The sequence below is a fragment of the Arthrobacter sp. zg-Y1110 genome (assembly GCF_025244865.1).
Classification (GTDB): domain Bacteria; phylum Actinomycetota; class Actinomycetes; order Actinomycetales; family Micrococcaceae; genus Arthrobacter_B.
On record NZ_CP104273.1, the window covers coordinates 252,900 to 267,524 of the forward strand.

Annotated in this window: 11 protein-coding genes; 7 read left to right on the plus strand and 4 right to left on the minus strand. The window is 64.4% G+C overall.

Annotation, left to right across the window (positions count from 1 at the left end; translation table 11 throughout):
- Window positions 1–75 precede the first annotated feature (75 nt).
- The 7 genes from dnaE to N2K99_RS18140 all read left to right on the plus strand — a co-directional run bounded on the left by dnaE (window position 76) and on the right by N2K99_RS18140 (window position 9,691).
- Window positions 76–4,569 (plus strand): DNA polymerase III subunit alpha, encoded by a 4,494-nt coding sequence (gene dnaE / locus N2K99_RS18110; RefSeq protein ID WP_227934623.1) that lies wholly within the window; start codon window positions 76–78, stop codon window positions 4,567–4,569.
- 145 nt (window positions 4,570–4,714) lie between these two features.
- Window positions 4,715–5,020, plus strand: a complete 306-nt coding sequence (locus N2K99_RS18115) for a hypothetical protein (RefSeq protein ID WP_227934624.1) — start codon at window positions 4,715–4,717, stop codon at window positions 5,018–5,020.
- 217 nt (window positions 5,021–5,237) lie between these two features.
- Window positions 5,238–5,738 carry a single-stranded DNA-binding protein gene (locus tag N2K99_RS18120; protein WP_227934625.1) on the plus strand — a complete coding sequence of 167 codons (501 nt, stop codon included), beginning with the start codon at window positions 5,238–5,240 and terminating at the stop codon, window positions 5,736–5,738.
- Between the two features lie 106 nt (window positions 5,739–5,844).
- Window positions 5,845–6,327: an HNH endonuclease gene (locus N2K99_RS18125; protein ID WP_227934626.1), complete on the plus strand. Its 483-nt coding sequence runs from the start codon at window positions 5,845–5,847 to the stop codon at window positions 6,325–6,327.
- On the plus strand, window positions 6,324–6,650 hold the full coding sequence (locus N2K99_RS18130; protein WP_227934627.1) for a hypothetical protein: 327 nt from the start codon (window positions 6,324–6,326) through the stop codon (window positions 6,648–6,650). Before N2K99_RS18125 ends, N2K99_RS18130 begins: the two co-directional genes overlap by 4 nt.
- Before the next feature lie 20 nt (window positions 6,651–6,670).
- Window positions 6,671–8,968, plus strand: a complete 2,298-nt coding sequence (locus N2K99_RS18135) for a CHAP domain-containing protein (RefSeq protein WP_227934628.1) — start codon at window positions 6,671–6,673, stop codon at window positions 8,966–8,968.
- A gap of 78 nt (window positions 8,969–9,046) precedes the next feature.
- Complete coding sequence (locus N2K99_RS18140) at window positions 9,047–9,691, plus strand: hypothetical protein (protein WP_227934629.1); 645 nt, start codon at window positions 9,047–9,049, stop codon at window positions 9,689–9,691.
- An 82-nt stretch (window positions 9,692–9,773) separates the two neighbouring features.
- Here N2K99_RS18140 and N2K99_RS18145 read toward each other — a convergent pair whose 3' ends face one another.
- The 4 genes from N2K99_RS18145 to N2K99_RS18160 all read right to left on the minus strand — a co-directional run bounded on the left by N2K99_RS18145 (window position 9,774) and on the right by N2K99_RS18160 (window position 14,606).
- Window positions 9,774–10,487 carry a hypothetical protein gene (locus N2K99_RS18145; protein ID WP_227934630.1) on the minus strand — a complete coding sequence of 238 codons (714 nt, stop codon included), beginning with the start codon at window positions 10,485–10,487 and terminating at the stop codon, window positions 9,774–9,776.
- Window positions 10,488–10,601: 114 nt separating this feature from the next.
- The gene (locus tag N2K99_RS18150; RefSeq protein ID WP_227934631.1) at window positions 10,602–13,733 is read right to left on the minus strand and encodes a hypothetical protein; all 3,132 of its coding nucleotides are present in this window, start codon (window positions 13,731–13,733) and stop codon (window positions 10,602–10,604) included.
- Window positions 13,730–14,179 carry a hypothetical protein gene (locus N2K99_RS18155; RefSeq protein ID WP_227934632.1) on the minus strand — a complete coding sequence of 150 codons (450 nt, stop codon included), beginning with the start codon at window positions 14,177–14,179 and terminating at the stop codon, window positions 13,730–13,732. The genes N2K99_RS18150 and N2K99_RS18155 overlap by 4 nt, the downstream gene beginning before the upstream one ends.
- Window positions 14,180–14,273: 94 nt before the next feature.
- A complete protein-coding gene (locus N2K99_RS18160; RefSeq protein WP_227934633.1) occupies window positions 14,274–14,606 on the minus strand; it encodes a hypothetical protein in 333 nt (110 codons plus the stop codon).
- Window positions 14,607–14,625: the final 19 nt, after the last annotated feature.

The following is a 14,625-nucleotide window of genomic DNA, read 5'->3' on the forward strand; positions in this document are numbered from 1 at the left end:
AGGGCATTCGCCCTCCCCCACTCTTTGAACCGGGGTCAACCGACCCCATTTTCAGGCTAGAAAAGCAGGAGACACGTGACTGATGAACCTCAGCCGGACGGCAGCGGCTTTGTACACCTTCACAACCACACCGAGAACAGCCAGCTCGACGGCCTGACCCGCGTAAAGTCCGTTGCCCGTACCGCTGCCGCACTCGGACAGAAAGCCCTGGCCATCACCGACCACGGCTCCCTCGCTGCTGCCTGGAAGTTCCAGAAGTACTGCCTTGAGGCCGGCATCAAGCCGATCATCGGCAACGAAATGTACATGGCCATCGGCAACCGCTTCGAGCGCAACTTCGAGACCGTCGCCAACGATGACGCCAATGCCTCCGACGCCGATGAAGGCAAGGAAAAGTCCAAGCGGTACATGCACCTGACCGTCCTGGCCCGCAACGAGGCCGGGTGGAAGTCCCTGCTCGCCCTGCACAACAAGGCCGAGGACTCCCACTGGTACAAGCCCCGGATCGACTTCGACCTGCTCGACGAGCACGGCGAAGGGCTCATCATCCTCACCGGCTGCCTCGGCGGACCGGTTGCAGGACCGCTGGCCCGTGCCGGCGCGATCGACAAAGCCTTCGAAGCTGCCTGCCCCGAAATCGCAGCACTGCTGGGCGAAGAGGACTCTGAAGAGCTGGCCGACCGCATCACCGCGGCTGTGGCCGACTACGCCTCCATGAAACAGCGGCTCTCCAACGCCGAAAAGGACACCACCACCCCGGCGGCCCTTATCGTCCAGCTCCGCGAAGCCGTCAAGAACTTCACCCCCGCACTGGCTGAAGATGCCGGTGACGAGCACAAGCAGGACCTGGCCCGGATCATCACGAAGCTTCCCGGCGTCCCCGTCGATGCTGCACGCCTTCGCTCCGATGCCCGCGACAACCTGGACCGCCTCATCGGCGCCGTCGGCCGCGAGCACGTCTTCATCGAGGTCATGCACCACGGCATCAAGGCTGAAACCCATGCCTTCCGCGAGCTGCGCATCCTCTCGGAGGAAACCGGCATCCCGCTGGTGGCCACCAACGACTGCCACTACGAGCACGCCGGCGACGCCAAGGCACACGACGGCTTCCTTGCCGTGGGCGTGAAGCGTTCCCTGGATGATCCCAAGCGCTTCAAGTTCAACGGCACCCCGGACTACTACCTGAAGTCCGAGCAGGAAATGCTCGATGTGCTGGGCAACCTCAAGAACAAGAAGGCCGCCGCCGCATGGCGCCAGGCCGTAGCCAACTCCGTGATGGTCGCTGACCTGTGCGACGACAAGGTCATCCCCGACCCGAAGATGCGCCTGCCCAAGTTCCCCGTGCCCGCCGGGTTCGACTCCGAGCGCGCCTACCTGCACCACCTTGTGAAGGAAGGTGCCGTAGAGCGTTACGGAACCGACCCGGAGACCGGTAAGCGCCGCCCGCTGCCCGCGGAGGTGAAGGAACGCCTGCGGATGGAAGAGGACATCATCTGCGACATGGGCTTCCCCGCCTACTTCCTCATCGTCTGGGACATGATCGCCTGGGCCCGTTCGGATTACACCCCGCAGGACTGGGTCGACCTGCACGCAGGCAAGCCCGTGGACGATGCCACCCGCACCCGGAAGAAGCCCATCGTCGTCGGTGTCGGCCGCGGTTCGGCTGCAGGTGCCGCCACCTCGTACTGCATGAAGATCGTCGGTGTGGATCCGCTGGAGAACCACCTGCTCTTCGAGCGTTTCCTCGAGCCCGGCCGCGCCGGCATGCCCGACATCGACGTCGACTTCGAAGCGGCCCGCCGCAATGAGGTATTCGTCTTCGTCGGTGTGCGCTGGGGCAAGGACCGCGTGGCCCACATCGGCACGTTCGGCATGGCCCTGTCCAAGGCTGCCGTGAAGGACGCTGCCCGTATCCTGAAGCCTTCCGAACCGGCCCCCGAGGTATTCGCCGCAGCCAAGGCTGCCCGTGCCGCCGGGGACTCCAAGAGGGCTGCCTCCATCACTGCTGAGGCGTACGCGAAGATCAACCGCCGCGCTGCGGACATCCAGCGCCTGGGCAACAAGCTCTCGGACCTGATCCCCTCCGCCGGCGGCAAGGCCTACTCCTTCGCCCAGCTCGACGACGCCTCGGACAACTCCTCGGAAGCGTTCCGGAACCTTGTCGCAGAGTCCGGTCAGGACGCTCAGGACATCCTGGATCTGGCGCGCGCCTTCGAAGGCGTCACCAAGACCGAATCCATCCACGCGTGCGGGTTCATCATTTCCCCCGAACCGCTCGATGACATCGTGCCGATGCGCTGGAAGTCCCACGCTGCCACCGCGGACCCCGAAGCTCCGCGCGTGATCTGCTGGGACGGCCCGGACTGTGAAGAGATCGGTCTGCTCAAGATGGACATCCTGGGCCTGACCAACCTCGACATTGCCTCCACCGCGCTGGACTTCACCGCCCGGACGACCGGCAACCGGTTCACCATGGAGGAAATCCCGCACCCGAACACCAAGGGCAATGCGATTGTCCAGGGTGCCTACAACCTGCTGGCGCAGGGCCGCACCGGCGGTGTCTTCCAGATGGAGTCCGGCGGCATGATCCGTACCGCACAGGAAGTGGAGCCGGAAACCCTCGACGACATTTCCGCCATCGTCGCCCTGTTCCGCCCGGGCCCCCTGAAGGCGGGCATGCACACCTCTTACGCCCGCCGTAAGGCAGGACTGGAGCCTGTGTCCTACACCGACTTCACCCACGATCCGGTGGAAACCGAATGGATCGACGGCGTGCTGGGCGGAACGTACGGCATGGCCATCTATCAGGAAACGATCATGCGCCTGTCCACGGTCGTTTCCGGCTTCAACGCTGCCCAGCGTTCCCGCCTGCGCAAGGCCATGGGCAAGAAGAAGCAGTCCGAGATGGATGCCTGCCTCACCATGTGGACCGAAGGCGCCACCCAGGAATTCCGGGACGAGGACGGCAACGTCATTTCCCCGGTGTTCTCCGCCGTGACAGCCCAGAAGCTCTGGGACTTCATCTCCGGTGCCGCCTCCTATCTGTTCAACGCCTCCCACTCGGCTGCCTACGGCATGCTCGCCTACTACACCGCATATCTGAAGGCCGGCTGGCCCGTGGAATACGCTGCGGCGATCCTGGCCGTGGCCGACAAGGACGACAAGCGCCAGACCGCCCTCACGTCACTGCGTGAGGACGGCATCCAGGTCATGGCTCCGGACGTGAACCTTGCCATGGCACGCACCGCCCCCGTCGGCGGCGCCGTGGCCATCGGGCTCAGCGAGGTCAAGGGTGTCGGCGACGCCGGCCAGTACATCGTGGCCGAGCGTGAAGCGAACGGTCCGTTCAAGGACATGGCCGACCTGCTCAAGCGCGTCCGGGTCCCTGCCGACAACGGCACAGGATTCAGCCGCATCCCGGTCAGCGCAGTGCAGGCGCTCATCGAGGCCGGTGCACTGGACGGCTTCGGGCCGCGGCTTGGGCAGATCATGGTGCTGCGTGCGGCCCGCACGGGCGGCCAGGAACCTCTGGATGCTGAATGGTCGGACGTGGAGTGCTCGGCACGCCAGCGTGCACGGATCGGCACCAGCCTGGGTATCCACCCGCTGAACTCCCTCAAGGATGAGCTCAAGGCTTGGAAGGCACCGGGCGGCGGCCGCGTCACCCCGCTGCACCGGATCGCGGACGGCAACGGCGAACCCGTGCTGACCGTCGGCGTCATCTCCTCCTGGGAGGAAAAGGGTTACTCCGGCGGACGCCGGGCCAACTTCTCCCTCGAATCATCCAAGACCACCCTCAACGGGGTCATCTGGGACTTCTCCCTCTCCCGGCTTCGTCGCCAGGGAATCGTCCCGAAGGTCGGCGACGTCGTAGCTGTCTCCGGCAAGGTCAACGTCCGGGTCACCGTCATCGGCGACGAGGAAGCCGAAACCCAGGAAACCATTACCACCAAGGAGCTTTCCATCAACGAAGTATGGCCCATCGACTCGGGCACGGAACCTGAAATCACGCTGCCCGCCCCGGTGATCGACTTCGCTGCCAAGTACCGCCAGCTGCGCTCCGGCCCCGCACCGGAACCGGAACGCCGCCGCAAAGCAGACACGAAGGACGCAGCCCCGGCTGCAGCTCCCTCCCCCTCTGCCGAACGTGCAGCTGAGGCTCCTGTCCTGGCGCCGGTGGTCTCCATCCGTGAGCACCGTGAACGCAAGGGCGGGGACGTCGTGGCGATCCTCTGCGAGGAGTACGAATCCTCAATGGTCGGGGAGGTCCTCTTCGGCAACACTGCAGTGCTCAAGAGCCACGCCACCGAGGGGCTGCCCGGTGACACTTCCACCGAGGCCGGCCAGATCTACCGCTGCCAGCCGGCATCCGGGGAAACGATCTTCATGGTCACCGAGGGCGGGACCGTGGATCCGGCCGAAGCTGCAGAGTATGCCCGCGACGCCGACGAATCCGAGTGGGAGACGATCCGCAGCGAGAAGTCCAAGCTCAAGTACGTCTGGTCCCGCCTGAAGACGGACATCGCGTCCGCCGCGGCGGCCACGGACGAGCAGCGCCTGGCCGGCTGACAGGCCCCTGCGCACAGACCTTCACGTTGCCGCACACATAGGTGAATGAGAGGTCCGGGACAACCCGGACCGCACAGACACAGATGCGAAGGACCCGGACCGGGAACACCGGCCGGGTCCGGCGCCGACACGAAGGAAGACCCCGATGACCTCCGCCGATGGATCCAAGCAGGCACACGCAGACACGCAGCCGCAGGCAGACACCCTCCTTGCTGCACTTGCTGCGATGGAGTGCTTCCAGCAGCGCGACTTCACCGCGATGGACGCAATCGTCGACTGCACCGATCCCCGTGAGCTGGTCATGGGCCTTCTGGACGTCTCCCTCATCCTCACCGACTTCCTGGCCACTGCAACGCAGACATCCAAGGAAGACATCGTGGCCAAGGTCCGTGAGGACATCCTCACCCTCGTGAACAACGGCCGTCTCGGCGCAGGCGTCAGCCGCATCTGATCCCAAAGATTTTCCTGGTGGCGGTGAGAGTTCTCCCTCATGCCGCACACATAGGAAGTAAGGAAGGGAAGCCTCCGTTTTAGGCCCCCGACCAGCAGTACCAGGCGTCGCCTGCGGAACCTGACAGCCGTCAGCTCCCGGCACGCATAGAAACAAACAGACCCGGAACCACCTCCGGTTCTGACACAGCCCCTATGGGCCGACGAAAGGCACCACCTTGTACAACCTCCCCTTCACCGGCAACCTGGTCACCGATCTCAAGCTGATCACCGAAACCAAGTCCGGCACCCCGCGCCTGAACTTCAAGGTCGCCATCAACGAGAACCCGGGCGGCGACCGCGACAAGGAAGTTACCCACTTCATCCCGTTCACCGCTTTCGGCTCCACCGCCGAGAACATGGCCGCTTCCCTGAAGAAGGGCCAGCGCGTGACCGTGATTGCCCGCCTGAAGACCTACGACAAGGAAGTCCAGATCGACGGCGAGGACAAGTCCATCACCATGATCGGCTTCACCGCCCAGGAAGTCGGCCCGGCACTGCGCTGGCAGACTGCCGAGGTCTCCAAGGCCGGTGGCGGCGCACGCAAGACGGTCGATTCCTTCGCTGACGAGGAAGAGTCCGAAACTCCGGCCGCAAAGCCTGCCGCCAAGAAGGCTCCGGCCAAGCCGAAGGCCAAGCCCGTCGCCGAAGACAACGACGATGATGACGACGACTTCTAGTCCGTCATAAAGGAAAGCCCCGCCGGTCCCCCGTGGACTGTGCGGGGCTTTTCTTTGTCTACGCATGTCCCCCGGTGACCCTTCCCCCCTGCCGGAAAAGAACTCGATGCTCCACGTCCCAGCCGTAGCCATGCCCGACCCGGGCAGCTTCACGTTCGACATTCAGGGCGTGCTCCACGGGGTCCTGGACGCCGTCCCCGCCCCTGTCCTTTTCATTGCAGCGATCCTGGTTGCCTTCGGCATCCTCAGCGCGCTCTCGCGCAGGCGTCCCGGCCCGAAGGATCCCACACGGCTCTTCTCCGCCAGCCAGCGCCGCGAAGGTTTTGACCGCGCCGGCGGACAATGCGAGCTGGGCACCATGTTCAGGCGATGCCGGCGGCCGGCCCATCATGGAGATCACTGGTACCCGTGGTCCAAGGGCGGATCCACCTCCATGGCGAACTTCGTTGCGGCCTGCGTGAAGTGCAACCTTTCCAAGGGGGCGAAGGTCCCCGGTGCGTGGGAGACGATGCGCCTGGAATCCCGGCGCCGCAAATACTTCGCCGCAGGCCTGAACACCAAAGCCGGAGAGCGGTTCAGCCAGCGATGACCCGCCTGCCCGCCCACGGCCAGCTGTGGCAGGTGACCGGCCCGTCCGGTTACGGCATCTACCTCGGTGACGGCTACTGGAACGTCCTCGTCCGCTCCGGCGGGGAATACACGCTCACGGACACCCTCTCCCCCTGCCCTGTCCGCCTCGAAGAACTCCAGCCTGCAGGCATGACGTGGGCCGATCAGTTCGACACGCTGGCAGCGGCCGGCGGGCTGGGAATCACCTGGGCTGATGAAGTGCGCCGCTACCGCGCCCAGGGACTGGCCGTAACTGTGCCCCCGCCATGCCCCCGGGCGCCTCTGGAGCCCCGGGACCGGTAAATCTGCGCATGTCCCCTGGCATGAGCACACCTGACCCCCAGCATCCGAATCCTTCCGGAGCACCCACCAACGCCGATCAGGCCAAAGCCGACGGAATGCAGGCTGCCCTCCTTGTCGCCAAGGGCGCAGCTACCGGCGGTGCTGCTGGTGCTGCGAAGGGTGTGGCCGAAGCCGCCCTGAAGACCAAGACGGGCCGCAAGGGCATCATGTTTGCCGCCCTCATCCCTGTCGTGGCCATCCTGATTGTCACCGTGATGATCATTTCGATGCTCAACACCGGGTCCAACGACAACAGTGCGGTGAACGCCGGCCACGCGTCTTCGGCAATCCAGGCAGGCATGAGCGATGTAGCCGACGAAGACAAGTTTGCGACCATCAGTGACTCCGCCGAGAAGTACGCCGTCAGGTGGGAGGTCATGGCAGCCATTGCCACCATGGCCGAGAACCGCACCGCGGGCAAGGGTGTCGGCCCCTACGGCATCGACATGGACAAGGTCGACGGAGGTATCTCCGAAGAGGACGCAGGGGACCTCACCAAGGCAGGCAACTACCTCGCCTCCAAGCTCTCCGATGCCAGCGAGCTGACGGTCGACACCCTGGACAACCCCGCCCTGGACGCAGGTGTGATGGACGTCCGCGGCACCGACACGGACGGGCCCGGACGCAAGCTCTCCGAAGAGGACGAAATGCTGGCGGCCCACGACGCCGTCAAGGAGCAGTACCTCATCGCCCTGAGGACGCTTCCCATCAAGGGCAACCCTGACATCTCGGAGAAGATCTTCGACCTCGCCTACACCTGGGCCACCGGGCAGACCCAGCAGTGCACGACGGAGCCGGTGAAGCTCGGCGGACAGACGAGCGTTGAGCTGAACGAGAAGCAGAAGCTGATCGCCCAGCAGATCATCAACCAGGTCGCAAAGAAGGGCATGTCCGAGCAGGCAGCCGTCATCGCCCTGGCTACCGCCATGCAGGAGAGCACCCTGCGCAACTGGTGGAACATCAGGGTTCCGGGATCCGAAGCCCTGACCGATGACAAGACCGCCAAGGGCCAGGACGGCTACTCGGTAGGCCCGTTCCAGCAGCAGGTGAACGGCAACCAGTACTCCTGGGGCACCGTCGAAGACGCCATGAACATCGGCAAGTCCGCCGACATGTTCCTGGAACGCCTCAAGACCATCCCCGACTGGGAGACCATGCCGGTCAGCAACGCCGCCCAGGCCGTGCAGGTTTCCGCCTTCCCTGATGCCTACGCCAAATGGGAGGACATGGCCCGCCAGCTGGTGAAGGACCTGAAGCCCACCGGCGGTTCCTTCAAGGATCCTCACGAAGACAGCGACGAGGGAGCCGGCACCCCGAACAAGCTGGTGGTCAACCCCGATGCCCACCCCAACACCCGGGCTGTCGAGGCCGCCATCAAGGACAAGTACGCCGACGGGGTCGAAACCTTCTATGACCTCGGCGGAACCCTGGACCACCTCACCGGCCGGGCCGTGGACGTGATGATCAGGGACTACCAGTCCCCTGCCGGCGACAAGGCCGGGGACACCATTGCCGACTTCCTCATCAAGAACGACGAAGCGTTCGGCATCGACTACATCATCTGGCAGGACCGCATCTGGCTCGGCCCGATCGAGGGCTGGAAGCCGTATTCCACCGGCGGCTACGGCGGCATGTACGCGGGCAACTGGAACGACACGACGCTGCATAACGACCACGTGCACGTTTCCGTCACCCAGATGCCCGGCACCGGCGGCGACTACGTCTACGAGCCCGTTGAAGGTGCCGGCCCGGCCTGTGCCACCGGCGGCGCGCACGGCATCGCAGTCGGCGACGGCGGCGAGGGCGATGACTATCCGTACAAGAACCCGGTGGGCGACTGCGCCTGGTGCGAAGGGTCCGCGGATCCCGGCGCCGACCCGTGGAGCCTGTACAAGCGTGAATGCGTATCCTTCGTGGCCTGGCGCATGAACCAGCAGATGGGCTGGGAGAAGGGTCAGGACTACCCGTTCACGCCGTCCAAGATGGGCGTGGCTCTGTTCGGGAACGCAGCGGAGTGGAGCTCGAACCTCGCCGGCGCCGGATACGTCACTGACGACATCCCCAAGGCCGGTGCCATCGCCTGGTGGGGCCCGGGATGGCAGGACACCATCTTCACCGGCTACGCAGGGCATGTGGCAGTTGTGAAGGAAGTGCACGATGACGGTACGGTCACCATCGAGCAGTACAACGCGGCACCCAAGGAGCACGCGTACTCGGTGCAGCGGATCAATGCCACAGCAGTCCAGGGCTACATCCACGTAGCCGACACCGACAAGTAGAACCCGCGGGCTGCAGGCTCGGAGCACCCCTCCCCCTGCAGCCCGCCCTCGAACCATCTGAACTAAGGAAGAAGATCCATGGCTGAAAGCCCGCAGAGCCCCGTTCTCACATTCATCAAGGAGAAGGCCCTGATCATTGCCGTGGTAATCCTGATCGCCGCCGCGGCCGTCTATATCGGCGTCACCCGTACCGGGGACAGTGATGAAACAGCCACGGTCCAGCCGACTGCTGCTCCGACTGCAGTCCTTGGCGGCGGGCCTGAGGGCCCCACAGCCTCACCGACGGGTTCCGGGAGCCCGGAGGCCACGGAAGGCGCTCAGGACGGCACAGGAGGCCCGGATGTCAGCACTCCGCAGCCTTCAGAGACCCCGGAACTGGAGATCCACGTAGGAAACAACCAGCAGGCCATCGAAGAGACGGACTGGCGGGTCAACGCCGATGCCTTCTCCGAGGCCTGGGCCAACCCCGAGGGCGGCAAGGAAGCGTGGCTCAAGCGGCTGCGCCCCTACGTCACCGATGAGCTGTACAAGAGTTTCGGGTACACCGACATCCGCAACATCCCCTCTGACACACTGCGGTCCAACTCCCCCATGGAAGAAGGCGGCGGCACCCTCAGCTTCCAGGCCATCTACGCCGACGGCGGCAACCGCTTCAACGGCCTGATGCAGATCCAGCCCGACGGAACCTGGCTCATGTCCACGATCGGTCCCGGAGAAGGATAAGCAGAGCCGCACCTGCTCAGGCAGCAAAGAAGGGCCCCGCCACATCGGCGGGGCCCTTCCTGTTATCCGGGGAGATGAACGGCTAGTAGGTCATCTCGACACGCTGGTGAACCAGGTTCTCGTTGATCCGCTCGAGGTATTCCAGGGCCTCCTGGACCTCCGGGTTCGGCTTCGGCGGGAAAATGGAATCCATTGCATGGCCTACCTTGGACAGGCGGTACTTATCCTCGATCTGATCGACAGTAAGAGTCTCATCGAAGAGCTCAACCTGGTGCCGGAGAACCTTCTCCATCTCCTCAGGGAACTTGGAGACGTGAGGGCGATGCCGGCGCATCTGTGCTGCCCGTACGAGCTGCCTGACGTCATAAGCTCCGAGCTGGTTCGGGTGTTCTGCGTAGATCTGCGGCTTGATGGCTGTCTGGCGGGCGTCGAACTCTTCCTGGTACCGCGCCTGCAGCCTCTCCAGATCCTTGCCGGGCCGCTTGGGCGGCGCATTTCGCTCGTCAGCCTTCCAAGCCTTCGACCAGGCAGTCATCTCCTCGTCGATACGCTCAACGATTTCGTTGTTCCGGAAGACCGCGTACTCAGAGACCACCTGGTCGATGACGACATCCGGGACGTCAATCCTGGACCAGAAGTCGATGCAATGGTCCGCTGTCGCTGATGGGGAGGGTTTGAGGAAGGTTCCGTCACCCCGGTCAAAGAGCCGGACCGGAGACTCCGAGTGGGTTGTTGAGGCAAACTGCCCGCCGGCGGGGATCCCGGCCGGCTGCCGCGAGGCGAATTCGGTGGTCATGAGGTGTGCGGCTCCTTAGCTGCGTGGTGCTGATGTTGCTGATGGGGTGCTTGGTGTGAGTTTAAGGGGCAGGCGACGCGATTGACGCATCGCCTGCCCCTTACCTGTGTGCGGCTAATCCATCCGCTGGCCGCCGGTGCTGGCCGGCACCGGCTCGACCTCGGCTGCCGGGGGCGGATTTACCGGCTGAGCCACGGGGCCCTGCTGGGTTTCCGCAGGGCGGACCCTGGACTGCCGGCTCTTCTGGTGCCACATGGCCTGGCGGTACTCGGCGGTCATCTGGTCGTTGACCGTCTTGCGGCCGAGCGTCCGGCGGTGGGCTTCCTGGGCTCCCTTCTTCGCCGCCCAGGCACCTGCGGCGACGGCCGGGATGGCCAGGGCCGGCGTGGAGGCAGCGAGCAGGAGTCCGGCTCCGGCGACCTTGGCGGTCGTCTTGAACGGCTTCTGCTTGAACTGGTCCACGGCGTTGGAGTAGCGGACTGCGGTGACAGCCTTGCTGCGCGCCACCTTGGTTACCGCTTCGCCTGTCGCTGATCCTGCCCGACGTGCCAGACCCACGGAGGTCCGGACCGGGTGGGACTGCAGGTTGCCGAGGGTGACTGTTGCGCTGGCTCCGGCCTTCTGGACTGCGGACTTGGCTGCGATAGCAGCTGCGCCTGCAGTAAGACCTGCGGACCGGACACCGTTGCGGCTGGACTGGATCGGGTGCGAAACGATCTTCTTGCCGGCGGTGCCTGCCTTGCCCAGTGCAGACCCGGCAACCATTGCACCGGAGACCGTCTTGGACAGGGCGCCCACAACCTGGCCGCCGGGGGTGACCTCGGGGCTGAGCCCAAGTTCTGCACGCTGGTCTGCGCGGAACTGCTTCGCGGCTGCCCGTTCTTCCTTGGCTGCCTCGGCCATCATCTGGCGGTCGCTGGCGGACATCTTGCCCTTGGCAACCTGCGAGTTGGGCACATTGCTGTTGAGCAGGCGGTTCTGAATCTCATCAGAACCGGCAACCATGTGGTTCTGCTCGCCGCCCTTGCCGCGGCGCTTGTTGCCGGACAGTGCAGCGGGCACTCCGCCGTTGATGGATTCGGAAGATCCTGCTGCCTTCGTACCGTTGGTCCCGGCAGGTGCAGCGGTGCCGCGGCGTGTCGATCCGGCTCCGCCCAGGCGGCCTCCGGATGCCTTGCCGAGCACAGTGCTCATGCCGCGCTTGCCTGCGCCCTTGGCTGCGCCCATGGCCCGGCGTCCTGCGTTGCCGGCCTTGCGGTCGAGCAGTGCGCCTACACCGCCGACGGCGGCGCCGCCGGCAGCTGCCATCGTCCCGCCCCACGCCATGGCGGCGGAGAGCTTGAACGGTGAGGGAACCTTGAGCACCTTGGTGAACATCATGTGCAGCAGGTACACGGCGATCAGCGGCGACAGGCCCGACCAGAAGATAGCCACCAGCGACGTTGCACCGCCCAGGAACGAGTTACCCAGGTTCTGCAGCATCAGAGTGATGATCGAGATCAGCGCGAACAGCAGCTGGATCGCGAAGGTGAAGATGTTGATGCCCACCAGAGTCTTGAGGTAGTTGCCGAACTTGTCGAAACCGGCGTTGGGCATCAGGGCCATGATGACCATGAAGACGCCGGTAATGATCATGACGACCATGGCGACCTTGGCGATGATGATCGAGATGGCCAGGAGGCCGAAAACGGCCAGCATTGCCAGTGCCGAGATGTTGTAGGCGAAGACCGCGGTCATGCCCTGTGCGTTGGAGTTGCCGTGGAGGGTGAGGATGAAGTCACGCACGTCCAGTGCAGCGCCGTCGTTGCCGTATCCGGTACCCGTGGTGCGTTCCTGGACCTTGTCCTGGCTGGAGTCCCAGTTGAAGGCGCCGGCCCCGTCGGAGTCGCTGGTGAACCACGATGCGCAGTTGCCTGCATCGGCCTTCTTGTCCTTGTCACCCTTGGCGAAAGGATCCGCAATCTTCCACGAACTCGCTTCCTCAAGGCTGCCGCCGCCGTCGCTGTTCGCAAACCGGCAGGTGGCCCAGGCAACAAGGGACTTATCCGTATCGGCCTTGGATCCGGGGACGAAGGCGATCTGGCTGTAGTTGAAGTTCTTGATGGCCCGGTCGGCCGGCATGATGCGGTTCATTGTGGCGCGCACCGTGGAGGCCGAGTTGTCGGCACCCCGGTCCATATCTTCGGTGGTGCTCATGACCCGGGATCCTGCGTTCCACTCAAGCAGACGGCACCATGAGTTCTCATCGAGCCGGTTGGCTCCCTGTCCGGCGTTACCGAACTGGGCGGTGCGCCAGGTCTGCAGGCCGGTGGTTTCCCACAGGGAGGACAGGATCAGTGGTACGCCGGAGGCAAGGGACTCGGCAGTGTCGGCGTAGGCGTTCTTGTAGCCCATCTTCAGCGACAGGAGGTAGTTGTCGCAGGAGAGCAGGTTCGCCTGGTTCATCTGCCCTGCATTGGTGGTGGAGAGCACCAGTGCGCCGGCCGGGGCCGAAGCGAGAGAGGAGATTGTCCGGTTCATGGTGGTCACGATCCAGCCCGGCGACATGACGCCCGGGACGTACGGCTGGTTCTGGGCTGCTTCGGAGTAGGGCTGTTCGCTGGATCCGCTCTTGCCGCCGCCGGTCGAAGCCATGGCTCCGGCCGTCATTGCTGCAAGCAGGCCGATGACGACGCCCTTCTGGGCAATGGCTTTCCATGGCATCTGACCGCTCTTGCGGCCCTTGAAGAGCAGAATGACGATCGACAGGACGACCATGCCGGTGAGCAGGGCTGAATCCATGACGGCGTTGCCGATGGTGGCGACTACGGAGTCCGCTGCGCCGCCCATCTTGTCGAGCATGCAGAAGTTGATGGCGAATGCGGACATGCCGGTGCCCAGGGACCACATGAAGTTACCGGAAGACATGCCGGTGGAAATGATCGAGTGGCGCTGCATGAGCTCTGCGGTGTCCGACAGGAAGGTGTTGTCCAGCCGGGAGTGCATGGACGAGGTTGCGTCGGCCCAGCGGTTCACCGGAAGCAGGTCGTTGCTGGCTGCGCTCGAGGTTCCGCCGGCAGTAGTTCCACAGACGGACTTGGCTGAATTTGGTGCGCCCGCTCCGTCGATGACGGCAGGCAGCTGAATGGAGGCAGGAGTTGAGGCCGCGGGGATCGCCGCTGCGTTTGCCGCCGGCGCAAACCCGAAGGTCAGGACGCCGAGCAGCAGGAGCGCGGAGAACACCCTGGCAAGGATGCTTTTGTTCATCGGAGGGATTCCTCGAAATCTTCGAATGTCGTGAATTCGGTCTTGCGGGAGGCTTTCCCCCGGTCGACCGGGGCGGTGATCTGACGGACGGTGCCGAACTCTTCTCCGGCGACGTCAATGCGCTGACCGCACAGGTAGAACTCGTTGACGTTCGATCTCTTTTTGTCGAAGAAGGCCTGGTAGGTCCGCAGCCTCAGACCCTCTTTGGAGCGCCGTTCAATGAGGTAGAAGGCCAGCCCCTCGGTGATTGCGATCCACAGGAAGGAATACCCGTCGATCATCGGGTAGAAGACTGCGGTGAGGATGCCGCCGGGAACCATGGCGAATATGGCGATCCAGAAGGTCCGCCACTTCATTTCCACCGTTCCGATGACCGTGGTTCGGTCGGCGCCGGACGTGCGGCCGGTCATAGGCGTCAGGGAGTACAGGGAATTGACGGCTGACATGGTGCTGGATCCCTTTCATGCCTGAGCCGGGGCGCGATGGCCCCGGCTCAAGGGTTTATTCAGCCTGGGTGACCAGGCCTACGCCGGTCGGCTGCTAGGGAGTCGCTGCGTTGATCAGCGAGATGACCACGTTGATCACGAGGTCCAGGATTCCGAGCAGGATGGGGAAGAGCATGTCCGGGGCTGCCAGGATGGCGCCGGGGATCAGTGCACCCCAGAGCGGCTGCGCGCCCTGGCCCATGCCGCCGCCGCGGCGACGGTCCCACGCCCACTTCAGGAGCGCGAAGACAACGAGGATGACGCCGATGATCGTCATCATGTTGGTGATGGTGGGGAAGCCGGCCGTGATGGCGTCCCAGAAGGTCTCCCAGCCGCCCTTTAGGTTGACCGTGGACGCCATCGGGGCGGCCGTGGTGATGGGGATCATTTCCTGCCTTTCTTAGAGG

Bases quoted from the DNA above. Each gene is read 5' to 3' on its own strand.
- N2K99_RS18140 (WP_227934629.1), top strand. From the start codon at position 9,047: ATGGCTGAAAGCCCGCAGAGCCCCGTTCTCACATTCATCAAGGAGAAG.
- N2K99_RS18160 (WP_227934633.1), bottom strand. From the start codon at position 14,606: ATGATCCCCATCACCACGGCCGCCCCGATGGCGTCCACGGTCAACCTA.
- N2K99_RS18150 (WP_227934631.1), bottom strand. From the start codon at position 13,733: ATGAACAAAAGCATCCTTGCCAGGGTGTTCTCCGCGCTCCTGCTGCTC.
- N2K99_RS18155 (WP_227934632.1), bottom strand. From the start codon at position 14,179: ATGTCAGCCGTCAATTCCCTGTACTCCCTGACGCCTATGACCGGCCGC.
- N2K99_RS18125 (WP_227934626.1), top strand. From the start codon at position 5,845: ATGCTCCACGTCCCAGCCGTAGCCATGCCCGACCCGGGCAGCTTCACG.
- N2K99_RS18145 (WP_227934630.1), bottom strand. From the start codon at position 10,487: ATGACCACCGAATTCGCCTCGCGGCAGCCGGCCGGGATCCCCGCCGGC.
- N2K99_RS18130 (WP_227934627.1), top strand. From the start codon at position 6,324: ATGACCCGCCTGCCCGCCCACGGCCAGCTGTGGCAGGTGACCGGCCCG.
- N2K99_RS18115 (WP_227934624.1), top strand. From the start codon at position 4,715: ATGACCTCCGCCGATGGATCCAAGCAGGCACACGCAGACACGCAGCCG.
- N2K99_RS18135 (WP_227934628.1), top strand. From the start codon at position 6,671: ATGAGCACACCTGACCCCCAGCATCCGAATCCTTCCGGAGCACCCACC.